Origin of the sequence: Oryzomicrobium sp. (assembly GCF_021287045.1) — a bacterium.
Lineage (GTDB): Bacteria > Pseudomonadota > Gammaproteobacteria > Burkholderiales > Rhodocyclaceae > Oryzomicrobium.
In genome coordinates this window covers 172,608-189,101 of record NZ_JAJTBG010000008.1, presented here as the reverse complement: position 1 = coordinate 189,101, position 16,494 = coordinate 172,608, and the positions used below count along the sequence as shown (strand labels likewise).

Genomic DNA, 16,494 nt, shown 5'->3' with positions numbered 1-16,494 from the left:
CATCCGCATCGTTTATTGCGACGAGACCACCATGCACCTCAACCAACTTTTCCAGCGCACCGTGCGCCTGCACGGCGACCGTCCCGCCCTGGCCCGGGGCCGGGGGCCGAGCCTCACCTACCGGCAACTGGAGCGGCGCGTCGCCGCCCTGGCCGGCTGGCTGCGCCACGACCTGGGCTTGCAGCCCGGCGACCGGGTCACCCTGGCGATGAAGAACTGCATCCAGTACGCCGAATCCATGCTGGCCATCTGGCACGCCGGCCTGTGCGCCGTGCCGGTCAACGCCAAGCTGCACCCCAACGAGCTGGAGTACGTACTGCACGATTCCGGTTCCGCCGCCTGCCTGTCTAGCGGTGAGCTGTACCGGGGGCTGCTGCCGGTGGCCGAGCGCCTGCCCGGCCTGCAACTGATCGACGTGGAGGCGGACGGCTACACCGCCGCCCTGGGCCGGGCGCCCATCGCCCCGGTGGCCGGCAACGGCGGCGACCTGGCCTGGCTGTTCTACACCAGCGGCACCACCGGCCGGCCCAAGGGGGTGATGCTGACCCACGACAACCTGCTCGCCACCTCCCTCAACTTCTACGCCGACGTGCAGCCGGTGGATGGGGACGACGTGCTGGTGCACGTGGCCCCCATGTCCCACGGCAGCGGCCTCTACAGCGTGCCCTACTTCATCCGCGGCGCCTTGCAGGTGGTGCCCGAGAGCGGCGGCTTCGACGAGGCCGAGCTGTTCGAATTGCTCGGCCACTACCGCTCGGCCAGCCTGTTCGCCGCGCCGACCATCGTCCAGCGCATGGCCCAGCACGCGGCGGACCACGGCAGCGCCTTCCCCGGCCTGCGCGCCTTGATCGTCGGCGGCGCGCCGTTCTACGTCGAGGACATCAAGGCGGCGGTGGCCTGCTTCGGCCCGCGCATCGCCCAGATCTATGGCCAGGGCGAAAGCCCGATGTCGATCACCGCCCTGTCGGCGGAGCAGACCGCCGCCGCCGTGGCCGGCAACGACCTGGCCATGCTGGCCTCGGTGGGGGCCAGCCAGACCTCGGTGGAAGTGGCGGTGCTCGGCCCCGACGGCCAGCCGGCCCCGGCCGGCACCCTGGGCGAGGTGGTGGCCCGGGGACCCTCGGTGATGAAGGGCTACTGGAACAATCCGGACGCCACCCGCCAGACCCTGGCCGGGGGCTGGCTGCACACCGGCGACGTGGGCGTGCTCGACGAGCGCGGTCTGCTCCAGCTGAAAGACCGCTCCAAGGACGTCATCATCAGCGGCGGCACCAACATCTACCCCCGGGAAGTGGAGGAAGTGCTGCTCCAGCACGCCGCGGTCCAGGAAGTGTCGGTGATCGGCGTGCCCGACCGGGAATGGGGCGAGTCGATCGCCGCCTTCGTCGTCTGCCGCGACGGCATGGCGGTCGGCGAAGCCGACCTGGAGGCCCTGTGCCTGCGTTCCATCGCCCGCTTCAAGCGGCCGCGCTGGTACTTCTTCGTCGCCGAACTGCCGAAGAACGGCACTGGTAAAGTGCTGAAAACCCAACTGCGCAAACTCGCCACGCCGACCTCATGACCGACGCCGACGCCAATCCCCTCTTTGCCCGCCAGACCGCCAGCCAGACCGAGAAGGCCTATTGCGCCCTCGAAGAGATGGTCGTCACCGGAGAGCTGCCCCCGGGCAGCCAGTGGTCCGAGGTGGCCCTGAGCGAGAAGGTCGGCTTCGGCCGCACCCCCACCCGGGAGGCCCTGCACAAGCTGGCCTACCAGCGCCTGGTGCACATCGCGCCGCGCCAGGGGGTGTTCATCTCCGAGATCGACTACCAGGGCCAGCTGAAGATCATCCAGGCGCGCCGCGAGATCGAGCGCCTGATCGTCTCCCAGGCGGCCCTGTGTGCCAGCGACGCTGAGCGGGCGGCGCTGCGCCAGCTAGCGGGCGAGCTGGAAGGGCTGAAGGCCCTTAACGACATGCGGGTCTACATGCGCCTGCACTTCTGCCTCACCAGCCGCCTCGGCGAGGCGGCGCGCAATACCTACGCCGCCGAGTTCTACGCCATGTTGCAGACCCTGGCGCGGCGCTTCCTGTACTTCCACCAGAAGCGCCACTCCAACCTGGCCCACATCTGCGACCTGCACATCGCCCAGATCAACGCCATCGCCGACGGCGACGCGGAGCGGGCGATGGCGGCGGCCACGGCGCGCAACGACTACGCCGAGCAGCTGGCGCGCAACATCCTGATGGAATTGATCGTCACCTCGGCGGTGACGATCAGCCCGGCCGAACGCTGACCGGTCCTGGCCGGGGCGCGGAGTTTGCAGAATCTGCGGCCCGGCATAGCCGATAACCAAAACAACCAACGAGGTGCGCCGCCACCGGCAGGCGTACCCAGGAGACGTTCCATGACCCCACCCCAACCGGGCCGTCGCGCCCTCGTCACCGGCTCGCTGCAAGGCATCGGGCTGGCCATCGCCACCGCCCTGGCCGAAGAGCAATGCCACCTGGTCCTGCACGGGCTGGGGGATGCCGAGCAGCAGGAACGGGCGCGCCAGGCGGTGCTCGCCGCCGGTGCCCTGTCGGCCACCGTCCATGGCCACGACCTGAGCGACGCCGCCCAGGTCCAGGCCCTGATGGCCGCCGTCCTGGCCGACGGCCCCCTGGACATCCTGGTCAACAACGCCGGCATCCAGCAGACCATGGCCCTGGCCGAGGTGCCCTTGGAGCTGTGGCAGCGCTTTCTGGCGGTCAATCTGTCGGCGGCCTTCCTCACCATGCAGGCCGCCCTGCCGGGCATGGCGGCGCGGGGTTACGGCCGGGTGGTGAACATCGCTTCGGTGCACGGCCTGGTGGCCTCGGTGCACAAGGCCCCCTACGTGGCCTCCAAGTTCGGCCTGGTGGGCGTGAGCAAGGTGGCGGCCCTGGAGTACGCCCGCGCCGGCAGCCGGGAGCAGGGCGGGGTGACCGTGAACTGCATCTGCCCGGGCTGGACCGAGACCGCCCTGCTCGAACCCCAGATATTGGACCGGGCCGCCCAGGTCGGCGGCGACCGGGAGGCCGGGGGGCGTTCCCTGCTCGCCGAAAAACAGCCCAGCCAGCGCATGTCGCTGCCGGTTGAGATCGCCCAGCTGGCGGCTTGGTTGTGCCATCCCGTGGCCCACAACATCACCGGGGCGGCGATTCCCGTCGAGGGAGGCTGGACCAGCCAGTAGCCGCGGGGCAGGGCGGGCGGCCGGGTGGCCCCGCCTCAATCGAAGGCGATGTCCCGGGGCACCACCACCGGGCGGCTGTCCTCCTGCCAGGCTTCGAAGCCGCCCGCCAGGGAAGTCACGTTCTCGAAGCCCATGGACTGGAGCGATTTCACCGCCAGGGCGGCGCGGCCGCTGGTCTTGCAATAGACGATCACCGGCCGGGTCACGTCCTGGAGGGCGGGCTCGCTGGAAATCTTGAACTCGAGCAGGCCCCGGGGAATGTTCAGGGCGCCCTGGATGTGCCCCTGGCGGTACTCGTCCGGTTCGCGCACGTCGAGCAGCAGGGTGTCCGGCGCCGTCGCCCGCCGGGCCTGGAGCTCGGCGGGGGAGCATTCGTCTATGGTCAGGCGGGCCGCCTGGACGAGGGTGTGGGCAGGGGTGAACATGGGGGCCTCCGCAAACGTGGCAAGGGCATGGCCCGCCGCCGGGGCGGCCATGACAGGGTGGAGAAGGATCAGTTTTTTCTAATTTAGCACGGCCGCCGCCGTGCAGCCCCCAGGTCTTCAGCTACCGTTACGTCGGCCCTTTTGCCGGCCCCTTGCCGGAAATGCCGATTGGTCGCCGCCGCCGTCGGGCCTACACTGGCGCCTCCTTTCACCGCGCCGGAGACGCCCATGTCCCGCCCCGCCGACCTCCCCTTGGTCTATTCCTGTTCCGGCTGCTCCAGCGCCGCCCAGATGGCCAATCACATCGCCGTGCAGCTGGACCGGCGCGGCGAGGCCGAAATGTCCTGCATCGCCGGGGTCGGCGGCGACGTGCCCCACCTGGTGCGCATCGCCCGTTCCGGCCGGCCGATCCTGGCCCTGGACGGCTGCCCGTTGCAATGCGTCAAGCACAGCCTGGCCCAGCGCGGGGTGACGCCCGACCGGCAACTGCTGCTGCACGAGCACGGCATCAAGAAGCGTCTGCGCACCGATTTCGACCTGGACGATGCCGCGCGGATGCTTGAGGTGGCGACGGCCGCCGCCCGTGACCTGCGCCAGCCGGCGGCGGAGGTGGCGTAAGTGGGCAAGGCCGCCATCTGGGTCGATGCCGACGCCTGCCCCAAGGTCATCAAGGAAATCCTCTTCCGCGTCGCGGTGCGGGCCGAGATGGTGGTCACTCTGGTGGCCAACCAGGCCCTGTTCGCTCCGCCTTCTCCCTTTGTGCGCAGCCTCCAGGTGCCGCGCGGCTTCGACGTGGCCGACCAGGCCATCGTCGAGCGGGTGGCAGAGGGCGACCTGGTGATCACCGCCGACATTCCCCTGGCCGCCGAAGTCATTGCCAAGGGGGCCCGGGTGCTGACGCCCCGGGGCGAGCCCTACGGGCCGGACACCATCCAGGCGGCCCTGACCCTGCGCAACTTCATGGACACCCTGCGCTCCTCCGGGGTGGAGACCGGCGGTCCGGCGGCCTTCAACCACGACGACCGCCGCGCCTTCGCCCGAGAGCTGGAGCGCTTCGTCGTCAAGGCCGGACGCCGGGTGGAGTAATCCTGCTGCGCAGATCCACGGACCCTTAGCCTTGCGGCGGCGCCGTGGCGCCGCCTCCCGTTTCGTCTTCGCTCTCCGCCCGTTCCTGCTCAGGGCGTCTCAATCGACGTCGTAATCCCAGAGCTGGTGAGCGTCCAGCTCCAGCCGGTAGCGGGCTTCCAGGGCGTCTAGGCGGGTCTGTTCGGCGGCCAGCCGGCCCTCGCCGGCCTGGCGGCGGGCGAGTAGCACCTCGGCCAGGGGCGCCTCCCCCAGGGATTGGGCCCGGGCGGTCAGGTCGGCGCTGGCCTCTAGTTGCCGGGCCGCCTGGTCGGCCCGTTGCCAGGCGATCTGGGTGGCGCTGGCCAGGGCGTGGCGGCTGGCGATGTCGGCGCTCACCTGGCGGCGCAGCCCGTCCTCCCGGTAGGACGCCGCATTGGCCCGGGCCGCCTGGCTGCGCGCCGCGGCACCCCGGGCGGCGCCGGGCAGGGGAATGGTGACCGACACCCCCACCAGCTTTTCCTCGCCGCCCCGCTCGCTGCCGACATGCACGCCGAACACCGGGTCCGGAGTGCGCTCGGCCTCGGCGCGCTGGACGGCCAGCCGGGCCTGGCGGGTCTCGGCGCCGGCCAGGGCCAGTTCGTGGCTCTTGCCGGCGATGCGCTCTTGCCAGGTGGTCAGGGTGCCTTCCAGGGGCTCGGGGGCCGGCAGGCTCACCCGCTCCGGCTGGGCAATGGCGGGAAAGCGCGCCCGCAGGTCTTCGCTGGCAGCCTGGAGGCGGGCCCGGGCCTGCTGCCACTGGGCGTCGGCCTGGGCGGCGGCGGCTTCGGCCTGCATCGCTTCCAGCCGCGCCGCGTCGCCCAGCTTGAGGCGCCGGCCGGTGCTGTCGGCCAGCCGGGCCAGCAGCCTGGCCTGGGTCTGGGCCTGGTCGGCGGCGACCCGGGCGCGCAGCCACTGGAACCAGGCGGCCAGCAATTGGCGGGCGGTTTCGTGCTGGGCATCCTCCACGGCGATGCGGGCGGTGTTCTCGCCCTGTTCGCCCAGGGCCCGGTCGGCATCGGCCTTGGCCGGTAGGCGCAGCGGCCGTTCCAGGGTCACCAGCCATTCGTTGTACGGCCCGCCCGGGCCTTCGCTGGGGGCGCTGCGCAGGCGCCGGCGCTGGTCCATGAGCCGGGTGGTCCACTCGTGGGGGCCGGCGTCGAGCCGCTCCCGGTTGGCGCTTTCCGCGCTCAGGTCGGCCCGGGCGGCGGCTACCAGGGGGGCGGCGGCGATGGCGGCCTTGACCTCGGCGGCGGCAGGCAGGCCGTCGCCGGTCTCGGCCCGGGCGGCCGGGACCGCCAGCAGCAGGGCCAGCAATAGGCTCAGAGGCAGGGTCAGCGGCAGGGATGAAACGGCGGTGGGGAAATGCGGGGTCATGACGGTTGCACCACGGAAGAGTCGTTGCCGCTATTGCTGCCGTCGCTTTCCGCGTTCCGGGGAACGCCGAAACGGCGGTAGAGGATGGGCAGCAGCACCAGGGTGAGCAGGGTCGAGCTGATCAGCCCGCCCACCACGACGATGGCCAGGGGGCGCTGGATTTCCGAGCCGGGGCCGCTGGCGAAGAGCAGGGGCACCAGGCCGAAGGCGGTGATCGAGGCGGTCATCAGCACCGGGCGCAGCCGGCGCCGGGCACCCTCGCGCACCACTTCGTCCAGGGGCAGGCCCTGGTCGCGCAGGGTGTTGAAGTAGCTGACCAGCACCACCCCGTTGAGCACGGCGATGCCGAGCAGGGCGATGAAGCCCACCGAGGCCGGCACCGACAGGTATTCGCCGGAGACGAACAGGGAGATGGCGCCGCCCACCAGGGCGAAGGGGATGTTGGCCAGCACCAGGGCGGCCTGGCGCAGGGAGCCGAAGGTGACGAAGAGCAGGCCGAAGATCAGCAGCAGGGCCATCGGCACCACCAGGGCGAGCCGGGCCGCGGCGCGCTGCTGGTTTTCGAACTGGCCGCCCCAGGCGATGCGGTAGCCGGCCGGCAGCTTGACATGGGCGGCCACGGCGGCCTTGGCGTCATCGACGAAGCCCACCAGGTCCCGGTCGCGCACGTTGCTCTGCACCACCACGTAACGCTGGGCGTTTTCCCGGTCCACCTTCACCGGGCCTTCGACCCGCTTCAGGGTGGCCACCGCCGACAGAGGCACGGCCCGGCCGTCGGGCAGTTGCAGACGCAGATCGGCCAGTGCCGGGGCGGCGCTGTCGGCGCCGGGGCCGCGCAGCAGCAGCGGGGTGCGCCGGCCCGGCTCCACCACCACCCCCACCGGGGTGCCCTCGATCAGGCGCTTCAGGTCCGCTTCCAGGGCGTTCACCGAGAGACCCAGGCGGCCGGCGGCAAGCCGGTCGATGCCCACCGACAGGTACTGGACGCCCTCGTTCTTGAGGGTGATCACGTCCTCGGCGCCGGGCACGCCCTTCACCGCGCCCTGGACCTGGGCGGCCAGGCCGTTGAGGGTGTCGATGTCCGGGCCGTAGATCTTGATCGCCACGTCGCCGCGCACCCCGGTGAGCATTTCCGAGACGCGCATCTCGATGGGCTGGGTGAAGCTGTAGACCACCCCGGGGAAGCGGTCGAGCACCTGGCGCAGCTGGTCGGCCAGCCAGGCCTTGTCCGGTGTGCGCCACTCGTCCACGGGCTTGAGCACCAGGAAGGTGTCGGTCTGGTTGAGGCCCATCGGGTCCAGGCCCAGCTCGTCGGCGCCGGTGCGGGCGACGATGCGCCGGACCTCGGGGATGTCCTGGAGGATCGCCGCCTGGACCTGCTGGTCCAGGGCGGTGGAGGCGGACAGGCCGATGGAGGGGAGCTTTTCCAGCTGGACGATCAGGTCGCCCTCGTCCAGGGTGGGCATGAAGGTCTTGCCGGTGCCCAGGTAGGCGCCCACCGCCAGCACCAGGGACAGGCCGGCGCCGATCAGCACCGGGCGTGGATTGGCCAGGGCCCAGGGCAGCAGCCGGTCGTACAGGGCGGTGAGCTTGCGCACCAGCCAGGGATCGCCGTGGGCCGGCTTGAGCAGCAGGGAGGCCGCCGCCGGCACCACGGTGAAGGCCAGCAGCAGAGAGGCGCCCAGGGCGAAGACGATGGCCAGGGCCACCGGCATGAACAGCTTGCCTTCCAGCCCTTCCAGGGTCAGCAGCGGCAGGAAGACGATGGCGATGATCGCCACGCCCGAAGCCACCGGCGGCGCCACCTCGGCCACCGCCCGGAACACCAGGGCCAGCTTGTCGTGGGCCGATAGGGCGGCCGGGTTGCCGGCGGCCCGAGCGTGCAGGTGGGATTCGATGTTCTCCACCACCACCACGGCGCCGTCCACCAGCATGCCGATGGCGATGGCCAGACCGCCCAGGCTCATCAGGTTGGCCGACAGGTCGTAGTGCCCCATCAGGATGAAGGTGGCCAGGGCCGACAGGGGCAGGATCGCCGCCACCACCACGGCGGCGCGCAGGCTGCCGAGGAAGGCGAACAGCAGGATTGCCACCAGCACCACCGCTTCGAGCAGTGCCTTGGTCACGGTGTGCACCGCCCGGGCCACCAGCTCGCCCCGGTTGTAGAAGGGCACCAGGCGGGTGCCGGCGGGCAGGGTGGGCTCGATCTCGGCCAGCTTGGCCGACACCGCCTCCACCACCGCCCGGGCGTTGGCGCCGCGCAGGCCGAGCACCAGCCCTTCCACCGCCTCGCCCTGGGCCAGGGCCGGAACGGCAGCGTTGGCATCGTTGGCTTGGCCGGCGTGGTCCGGCTGGGAGCGCTGGGTTACCGCGCCGTAGCGGGTCAGGGCGCCGAGGCGCACCTCGGCCACGTCGCCGACCCGCACCGGGGCGCCGCCGCGCACCGCCACCACCACGTTGCGCAGGTCGTCCACGTCGCGGATGGCGCCCTCGGCCCGCACCAGCAGGGCTTCTTCGCCCTCGTTCACCCGGCCGGCGCCGTCGTTGCGGTTGTTCTCGGCCAGGGCCGTTTCCAGGTCAGTCAGGGATAACTGGCGGGCGTTGAGCGCCGCCACGTCGGGCACCACCTCGAAGGCCCGGGCGTTGCCCCCCAGGCTGTTCACGTCGGCCACGCCGCGCAGGGTGCGCAGCTGGGGGCGGATCACCCAGTCGAGCAGGGTGCGCTTCTCCTCCAGGGAGAGGGGGCCCTCGACGGTGAACATGAACATCTCGCCCAGGGGCGTGGTGATCGGCGCCAGGCCGCCGGAGGCTTGCGGCGGCAGGTCCTTGAGCACGTTGCCGAGGCGCTCGCCCACCTGCTGGCGGGCCCAATAGATGTCGGTGCCGTCGTCGAAGTCGATGGTGATGTCGGCCAGGGCGTACTTGGAGGTGGAGCGCAGGATGTGCTGCTTGGGAATGCCCAGCATCTCCTGCTCGATGGGCACGGTGATGCGGGTTTCCACCTCTTCCGGGGTCATGCCCGGGGACTTGATGATGATCTTGACCTGGGTGGTGGAGACGTCAGGGAAGGCGTCGATGGGCAGGTTCTGCAGGCTCACCATACCGAAGCCGGCCAGCAGCAGGGCGGCCAGCCCCACCAGCAGGCGCTGGGCCAGGGAGAGGGCGACGAGCTGGGAGAAGAAGCGGGCGATCATGGCTGGTTCCGCCGCCTCATTCCGCGTTCTGGCCGAGCCAGGCGGCCTTCAGCGCCGCCACACCGGCCGTCGCCACCCGGCTCTTGTCGCTCAGGGGGGCGCCGCCGGCGGACTTGACCAGCCAGCCCCCGGGCACCGGGCCAAGCACCGTCACCGGCTGAGGCATGAAGCGGCTTTCCCGGGCGTCCTCCTGCACGGCAACGAACACGTAGGCCGTCGTCGCCTGCTTGCCCGGGCTGGCGGCGCCGCTGCGGTAGGTCAGGGCCGCGCCGGGGATGCGCACCGCGCCGGCCAGGGCGGGCAGTCCGGCCAGGCCGATTTCGGCTTCCACCGCCTGGCCGGGGCGCAGGGGCAGGGCGGCGGTGCCCGCCGCGGGACGCTCCAGGCTGGCGCGTACGGCCACGGTTTGGGCGGCGCCCACCTGGCGGCCGACGCTCACCACCTTGCCGCGCACGCTGCGGCCGTCGGCCAGGGTGGCGGTGACCGGCGCCCCGTCCGGCAACAGGGCGGCCAGGCTGGCGGCCACCTGGATTTCCAGCCCCAGGGCGCTGGTTTCGGCCAGGGAGAAGAGGGGGGCGGCGGCATCGACCCGCTGCCCCGGCGTGGCCATCTGCTCCAGCACGTAGCCGGAGAGGGGGGCGGTCAGGGCGGCGGCGCCCGGGCCGGATTTGGTCGCCGCCGACAGGCCGGCCACTCCCAGGGACAGCCGCTTTTCCTCGGCCTGGGCGGCGGCCTGGGCCGCACTGGCCCGGGTGGCCTCCAGGCGGGAGGCGGGGATGATGCCCTCGTTGTACAGCGCTTCGTCCCGGCGCCGGGCGCTGGCCGCCAGCTCGGCCTGGCTGCGGGCGATGCTGGCGTCCCGTTGCAGGGCCAGCAGTTCCGGGCTGGCGAAGGTGGCCAGCACCTCGCCCTTGCGCACCTGCTGCCCCGGCACCACCTTCACCGATTCCACCAGGCCGGCGGCGGGGGCGGCCACCATGCGCAATTGGCCCAGGGGCACGTTCACCGTGGCCGGCAGGCGCGACAGGCTGGCGCCACCGGCGCCGGCCGGTGTCGCCGGGGTGCTGCGCACACCCAGGGCCTGGACCTGGGCGGCGCTGAGCACCAGGGGCGGGGCCGGCGGCTCGCCGGCCCCCAGGGCGGCCAGGGGGAACGTTGCCTGGGTCGCCAGGGCCAGGGCCGCCAGACGGCGGCGCCAGGGGGCGGGCAGGAGGGGAAGGCGCGGGACGGCGGGTAGTGGCTGGCGCATGGCTGGCGGGGAGCAAGGGGAGAGTGGCCGCCAGCTTAGGCCGTCCAGATTAAGCGTCCCTTAAGGCACGGGCCGCCGCATCGGCGCGGGCGGCCGGACGTCGCTGGCCTGCCCTCGGGGCGTTGCCGTTGGAATGCCATCCGCCCCGGCCGCCGCTACAATGCTTATCCAAAAACCTGATAAGGGCGGTTTCCGCCCCTTCCCCTCCCCAGCCGATTCCGCCATGACTTCTCCCTCTACCTCCGCCGCGGACCGCACCCTGGCCTCGGTGTTGCTCTTCGCCGCCCTGATCGTGTGCGTGTCCATGGGCATCCGCCACACCTTCGGCCTGTTCCTCGCCCCCATGACCAGCGCCCACGGCTGGAGCCGGGAGCTGTTCTCCTTCGCCATCGCCGTGCAGAACCTGATGTGGGGGTTCAGCCAGCCCTTCGCCGGCCTGCTCGCCGACCGCTTCGGCGCCAAGCGGGTGCTGTGGGTGGCCAGCCTGTTCTACGTGCTCGGCCTGGTGGGCATGGCCTATTCGGCCAGCGGCACCGGCCTGGCGGCCACCGCCGGGGTGCTGATCGGCATGGCCCAGAGCGGTACCACCTACAGCGTGGTGTTCTCGGCCATGGGCAAGCTGGTCGCCCCCAACCGGCGCAGCTGGGCCATGGGCATCGTCGCCGCCGCCGGCTCCTTCGGCCAGTTCCTGATGATCCCGGTGGCCTCCGGGCTGATCGGCGGCCTGGGCTGGTTCGGCACCCTGCTGATCTTCGCTGGCGCCGCCTTCCTGATCGTGCCCCTGGGCGCTTCCCTGACCAAGGGGGTCGCCGCCGGGGCGGCAGCCCACGGCCAGACCGCCGGCGAGGCGCTGCGCGAGGCGATGCGCGAGAAGAGCTTTATCTTTCTCATGCTCGGCTACTTCGTCTGCGGCTTCCAGGTGGTGTTCATCGGCGTACACCTGCCCACCTACCTGCTCGACAAGGGCTTGCCGGCTTCGGTGGGCATGACCGCCCTGGCCCTGATCGGCCTGTTCAACGTGTTCGGCACCTATACCGTGGGCCACCTGGGCAACCGCTTCCCCAAGCGCTACCTGCTCGCCGCCATCTACTTCTGCCGCAGCATCGCCATCAGCCTGTTCCTGCTGGCGCCCCTCACGCCCCTGAGCGTCTATGCCTTCGCCGCGGTGATCGGCTTTCTCTGGCTGTCCACCGTGCCGCCCACCAACGCCATCGTCGCCCAGGTGTTCGGCGTGCGCTTCCTCGGCATGCTCTCCGGCTTCGTCTTCTTCGCCCACCAGATCGGCAGCTTCCTCGGCGTCTGGCTGGGGGGCAAGCTGTTCGATGCCACAGGCGCTTACGACACCGTGTGGGGCATCTGCATCGCCCTGGGGGTGATGGCCGCCCTGATCAACCTGCCCATCGACGAGCGCAGCCTGGAGTCGCGCCGCGCCGTGCCGGCAGCGGCCTGACCCTTCCGGAAGCATCGGACCACGGGACCGCCATGCGCCTGCTCCTCGTCGAAGACGACCTGCTGCTCGGCGACGGGCTGTGCGTCGGCCTTGGCCACTACGGCTTCCAGGTGGATTGGGTGCGCGGCGTGGCCGCGGCCCGGGCGGCTCTGGCCACCGACGCCTACGCCGTGCTGGTCCTCGACCTGGGCCTGCCCGACGGTGACGGGGTGGCGGCGCTGGAGGCAGCCCGGGCCGAAGGCGGGCGCAACGGGGCGGTGCCGGTGCTGCTGCTCACCGCCCGGGACGCCAAGGAGGACAAGCTGCGGGCCTTTTCCGCCGGGGCCGACGACTACGTGGTCAAGCCGGTGGACCTGGACGAACTGGCTGCCCGGCTGCGCGCCCTGATCCGGCGCAGCCACGGCCGTGCCGTGCCGCGTATCGTCGCCGGTCGCGTCGCCTTCGACCCGGAGGCCCGCCAGGCCTACCTGGACGATGCCCCGGTGGAATTGTCCGGCCGGGAACTGGCGATCCTCGAACTGCTGCTCGCCAGCCTGGGCCGGGTGGTGTCCCGGCCCCAGCTCGAAGCCGCCCTGTACCGTTGGGGCGAGGGGGTGGAGAGCAACGCCATCGAGGTGCACATCCACCACCTGCGCAAGAAGCTCGGCGCCGACTTCATCCAGACCCGCCGCGGCCTGGGCTACCTGGTGGACAAGCCGTGATCCGCCGCTGGCTGTCCTCGCTCCATGGCCGGCTGATCCTGATCGTGCTGGTCTGCGTCACCGGAGTGGACGGCCTCACCGGCCTGCTCGGCTACCGCCAGGCCACCCGGGAGGCGGCCGAGCTGATGGACGCCCAACTGGTGGAGATCGCCCATGTGCTGGGCACCACCACCGGCGCTCCCGCCACCGCCGTGGTCAGCGTCGACGGCGCGGCCCGGGCTGCTCATCGCTACCACAAGCGCCTGGTGTTCCAGGTCTGGCGCCCCGGGACGGGAGGGCGTGGCGACCAGTTGCTGGCCCGTTCCGACACGGCCCCCGAGGCGCCTCTGGAGGCCTTGGCGGCGGTGGCCGACGACGGCTACGTGACCCTGCCCTGGCGCGACGGCACCTGGCGCTTCTACGTGTCCGGCAACGAGCCGGGCGGGCTGCGGGTGGTGGTGGGCCAGCAGGGCGGAGTGCGCGACAAGATGGCCCGGGAAGTGGCCATGAACGCCCTCTATCCCCACCTGGCCAGTTGGGCGGTGTTGGTGGGCCTGCTGCTGGTGGGCGTGCGCCAGGCCCTGACGCCCCTGCGCCAGTTGGCCGAGCAGGTGCGCCAGCGTTCGCCGGACCACCTGGTGCCGGTCCGCATCGAGGCGGCGCCGGCGGAGATCGTCCCCGTGGCGGGGGCGGTCAACGGCCTGCTGCAACGGGTCGAAGCGGCCCTGGAGCGGGAACGGCGCTTCACCGCCGACGCCGCTCACGAACTGCGCACGCCCCTGGCGGCGCTCAAGATCCAGGCCCAGGTGGCGCGCCTCGCCGATTCCGGCAGCGACGAGGCGGCCCGCCAGGCCGCCTTGCTCAACGTCATCCGCGGCACCGACCGGCTGGCCCACCTGGTGGAGCAACTGCTCACCCTGGCCCGGGTGGATGCTCATGCTCCCGGCCAGGCGGGGAACGCCTTCGCCACGGAGAGCGCCGACCTGGCCGCCTTGGCCCGGGAAGTAGTGGCCGGGGCGGCCGGACAGGGCGCCCAGGCCCAGCGCCGCGGCGTGACCCTGGCGGCGGTGCTGCCGCCGTGGACGGCCACGGCGGCGGGCCAGGCCGACCTGCTGGCGGTGCTCCTGCGCAACCTGGTGGACAACGCCCTGCGCTATACCCCGGCCGGCGGCCGGGTGGAGGTGCGGGTCGACCAGGTGCCGTTCGGCTGGCGCCTGACGGTGGCCGACGACGGCCCGGGCATCCCCGTGGCCGAGCGCGACCGGGTGCTGGAGCGCTTCGTGCGGCTGGCGGAGGATGCCGGCGGCGGCGAGGGAAGCGGCCTGGGGCTGTCCATCGTCGCGCGCATCGCCCAGTTGCACGGCGCGGCCCTGGAACTGGGCGATGGCCTGGGCGGCAAGGGCCTGGCGGCGAGCGTGGTCCTGCCCCTGGCCACCGGGGCGGCCTGATCGGCCAGGCGCGGCCTTCCCGCTGCCCTCAGGCCCCGGCCACCGGGACAGCTGGCAGGCCCACGGGCGGCCCTGCCAGCAATTCGGCCAGAGGGCGCGGCGGCGAGAGCGCGTAGCCCTGGCTGTAGCCCACCTCCAGGTCGGTCACCCAGTGCAGCACTCCCGCGTTGTGCACGAATTCGGCCACGGTGCCGACCCCCAGCCGGTGGGCCACGCGCACGATCGACGCGACGATCTCCCGGTCCACCGGGCTGCTTTCCAGATCCTTGACGAAGGCCCCGTCGATCTTCACGTAATCCACCGGAAAGCGTTTCAGGTAGTCGTAGGTGGCCAGGCCGGTGCCGAAGTCGTCCAGGGCGATGCGGCAGCCGAGCGCCTTGAGGCCGAGGAGCAGGTCGCTGGCCGCCTGGTCGTTGAGAATGGCCTGGCTTTCGGTGATCTCGAAGGCGAAGGGCGCCGTGGGCAGGCCGTGGGCGCGCAGGCGGTCGCGGATGAAGGGCAGCATGTCCGGATCGGACAGGCTGGCACCGGTCAGGTTGAGGGCGCATTTGCCGACCCGGGCGAGCTGTTCCGGGTGGGCGGCGAAATGGGCGAAAGCGGCCTCGATCACCGCCCGGTCCAGTTCCAGGGCCAGGGGCCGCTGGGCCAGGGCGGCGATGACCTCCGGCATGGGGATGACGTTGCCGCCCTCGTCGAGCACCCGCACCAGCACCTCGAAGTCGTGGTGCGGCGGGGCGTCCGATGGCAGTGGGCGGTTGGCGACCAGGGGCTGGGCGAGCAGGCGGATACGCCCTTCGCCCAATGCGGCGCGTACCGCCTCGATGCGCCGGGCATGGGCGCGGCGGGTGTCGGCCTGGTGGCGCGACACCGGCTCCGGCAGCACCCGCCGGTCAGGCTTGAGGGCTGCCTCGCTCAGGGCTTCGCGCAGGGCGATGAGAATCTCGTCGAGGGTTTCCTGGGCTTGGGCGGGCACGTACAGGCCGGCACGCAGGGGTTGCAGGCGCAGCGCCGTGCCGTTGCCAGCCAGGTGCAGGGGGCCGCGGCGGAAGCCGGCTTCGACGCGCAGGAAGGCTTCCTCCACCGCCGCCGGGCTGCCGAAGGGCAACAGGGCGGCGAATACCCCGGGCTGGAGCCGGGCCACAGCGCTCAGGTCGTCCTCGGCGCGCAGCCGTGCCGCCAGTTCGCGCTCGAAGTCGGCGATGGTGGCCAGCCCCACCAGGTGGCCGGCGGATTCCAGGTTCTCGACGCCGAGGATGAACAGGCCCCGGCCGTCGCGGCGTCGCGCCCGTTCCCGGCGGCTGTGCTCCATGGCGGTGAGGAAGCCCCGCTCGTTGAGGCAGTCGGTGACGTTGTCCAGCTCGGCCTGGCGCGCCAGTTTGCGGTAGGCAGCGCGGCGGTCGGCGGCGATGGCCTGGAGAATCTGGCCGAAAGCGGCGGCCACCAGCAGCACCAGGGCGGTCTGGAAGATGGCGAAGCGCAGGGCCTGGGCGTCCATGGTGGCGAACGCCTTGGCCGACAGGATCAGGATGGCCGTGGCGATCAGGGTCAGGCCGGTGGTGGCGGCCTCGCGGCGCATGGCGCAGGCGGCGATGGCCGGAAAATACAGGTAGGCCAGGGCGGTGGCGTAGTCGTTGGCGCCGCTCCAGGCGAGCAGGGTCAGGGCCAGGGCGATGGAGGCGGCGGCCGCCAGGGTGGGGCGGTCCAGCGTCGCCAGCCACTGCCGGGGGCGGATGTTCTCCTGCCACAGGGTGAGCAGGGCGGGGGCGAACAGGATGCCGCCGATGGCATCGACCAGCCAGTAGGCGAGAAACACGTCGAGGGCCGAGGAGGCGGGGAACAACCCGCCCAGCTTGAAGCCCAGGGTGCCGATCAGGGCCGACAGGGGCGCCGCGATACCGACCCCGACGCGGTAGAAGGCGAGCAGGTCGCGCACGCCGCTGCGCCGTTCCGGCATGGCGGTCGGGCGGGCCCGCAGCAGGCGGCGCAGCACCCTGGCCCCCACCGCCGGCCCGGTGCACGAGGCGACGATGGCCAGGGCCGCCACCAGAGGCTCCTGGTGGTAGGAGAGCAGGCTCCAGGCCCCCAGCCCCAGGGCCAGGGGCCACAGCCCGGGCAGGCCGTAGCGCCAGACCAGGGCGAAGCCGATGCCGGCCGGAGGCCAGAACAGGGAGAAGCTGAGGTCGGAAAAGGTGTTGCCGGAAAACGACAACAGGCGGGAGAGGGCGGCACCGAGGAAGACGGCCACCGCCGTCCACAGGCCCGCCTGGGCCGCGAGGCGGGGGCGGGGCAGGGGAGCGGGAGCGAAGAGACGGGGCATGTCCGTGGGCAGGCTCGCAAAAGGGTGGCGGCGGTGGAGCGGAATTGCGGCGACGGGACGG

General features: G+C 72.0%; 13 protein-coding genes. 8 read left to right on the top strand and 5 right to left on the bottom strand.

Annotation, left to right across the window (positions count from 1 at the left end):
• The first annotated feature begins 31 nt into the window (after window positions 1-31).
• The 3 genes from LWW89_RS10955 to LWW89_RS10945 all read left to right on the top strand — a co-directional run bounded on the left by LWW89_RS10955 (window position 32) and on the right by LWW89_RS10945 (window position 3,192).
• Entirely contained in the window at window positions 32-1,561 is a 1,530-nt protein-coding gene (locus LWW89_RS10955) for an AMP-binding protein (protein WP_293264051.1), read from the top strand.
• Entirely contained in the window at window positions 1,558-2,274 is a 717-nt protein-coding gene (locus tag LWW89_RS10950; protein WP_293264049.1) for a GntR family transcriptional regulator, read from the top strand. Before LWW89_RS10955 ends, LWW89_RS10950 begins: the two co-directional genes overlap by 4 nt.
• A gap of 111 nt (window positions 2,275-2,385) precedes the next feature.
• Entirely contained in the window at window positions 2,386-3,192 is an 807-nt protein-coding gene (locus LWW89_RS10945) for an SDR family NAD(P)-dependent oxidoreductase (protein WP_293264047.1), read from the top strand.
• A 35-nt stretch (window positions 3,193-3,227) separates the two neighbouring features.
• On the opposite strand, the gene LWW89_RS10940 is transcribed toward LWW89_RS10945, so the two are convergent.
• Entirely contained in the window at window positions 3,228-3,617 is a 390-nt protein-coding gene (locus LWW89_RS10940) for a rhodanese-like domain-containing protein (protein ID WP_293264045.1), read from the bottom strand.
• 228 nt (window positions 3,618-3,845) lie between these two features.
• Here LWW89_RS10940 and LWW89_RS10935 point away from each other — a divergent pair, with 228 nt between their 5' ends.
• Both LWW89_RS10935 and LWW89_RS10930 read left to right on the top strand, forming a co-directional pair.
• The gene (locus tag LWW89_RS10935; protein WP_293264043.1) at window positions 3,846-4,235 is read left to right on the top strand and encodes a putative zinc-binding protein; all 390 of its coding nucleotides are present in this window, start codon (window positions 3,846-3,848) and stop codon (window positions 4,233-4,235) included.
• Entirely contained in the window at window positions 4,236-4,703 is a 468-nt protein-coding gene (locus LWW89_RS10930; RefSeq protein WP_293264041.1) for a YaiI/YqxD family protein, read from the top strand.
• A 99-nt stretch (window positions 4,704-4,802) separates the two neighbouring features.
• Here LWW89_RS10930 and LWW89_RS10925 read toward each other — a convergent pair whose 3' ends face one another.
• The 3 genes from LWW89_RS10925 to LWW89_RS10915 are packed head-to-tail and all read right to left on the bottom strand — an operon-like array spanning window position 4,803 to window position 10,538.
• A complete protein-coding gene (locus LWW89_RS10925) occupies window positions 4,803-6,095 on the bottom strand; it encodes a TolC family protein (protein WP_293264039.1) in 1,293 nt (430 codons plus the stop codon).
• Window positions 6,092-9,289 carry a CusA/CzcA family heavy metal efflux RND transporter gene (locus tag LWW89_RS10920; RefSeq protein ID WP_293264037.1) on the bottom strand — a complete coding sequence of 1,066 codons (3,198 nt, stop codon included), beginning with the start codon at window positions 9,287-9,289 and terminating at the stop codon, window positions 6,092-6,094. The genes LWW89_RS10925 and LWW89_RS10920 overlap by 4 nt, the downstream gene beginning before the upstream one ends.
• Window positions 9,290-9,305: 16 nt before the next feature.
• On the bottom strand, window positions 9,306-10,538 hold the full coding sequence (locus tag LWW89_RS10915; RefSeq protein ID WP_293264035.1) for an efflux RND transporter periplasmic adaptor subunit: 1,233 nt from the start codon (window positions 10,536-10,538) through the stop codon (window positions 9,306-9,308).
• A 223-nt stretch (window positions 10,539-10,761) separates the two neighbouring features.
• Between LWW89_RS10915 and LWW89_RS10910 the strand changes: the two genes are divergently transcribed.
• The 3 genes from LWW89_RS10910 to LWW89_RS10900 are packed head-to-tail and all read left to right on the top strand — an operon-like array spanning window position 10,762 to window position 14,116.
• On the top strand, window positions 10,762-11,988 hold the full coding sequence (locus LWW89_RS10910) for an MFS transporter (protein ID WP_293264033.1): 1,227 nt from the start codon (window positions 10,762-10,764) through the stop codon (window positions 11,986-11,988).
• A gap of 32 nt (window positions 11,989-12,020) precedes the next feature.
• Window positions 12,021-12,689 (top strand): winged helix-turn-helix domain-containing protein, encoded by a 669-nt coding sequence (locus tag LWW89_RS10905; protein WP_293264032.1) that lies wholly within the window; start codon window positions 12,021-12,023, stop codon window positions 12,687-12,689.
• Window positions 12,686-14,116 carry an ATP-binding protein gene (locus LWW89_RS10900; RefSeq protein WP_293264031.1) on the top strand — a complete coding sequence of 477 codons (1,431 nt, stop codon included), beginning with the start codon at window positions 12,686-12,688 and terminating at the stop codon, window positions 14,114-14,116. The genes LWW89_RS10905 and LWW89_RS10900 overlap by 4 nt, the downstream gene beginning before the upstream one ends.
• Window positions 14,117-14,144: 28 nt before the next feature.
• On the opposite strand, the gene LWW89_RS10895 is transcribed toward LWW89_RS10900, so the two are convergent.
• Window positions 14,145-16,433 (bottom strand): EAL domain-containing protein, encoded by a 2,289-nt coding sequence (locus tag LWW89_RS10895; RefSeq protein ID WP_293264030.1) that lies wholly within the window; start codon window positions 16,431-16,433, stop codon window positions 14,145-14,147.
• Window positions 16,434-16,494: the final 61 nt, after the last annotated feature.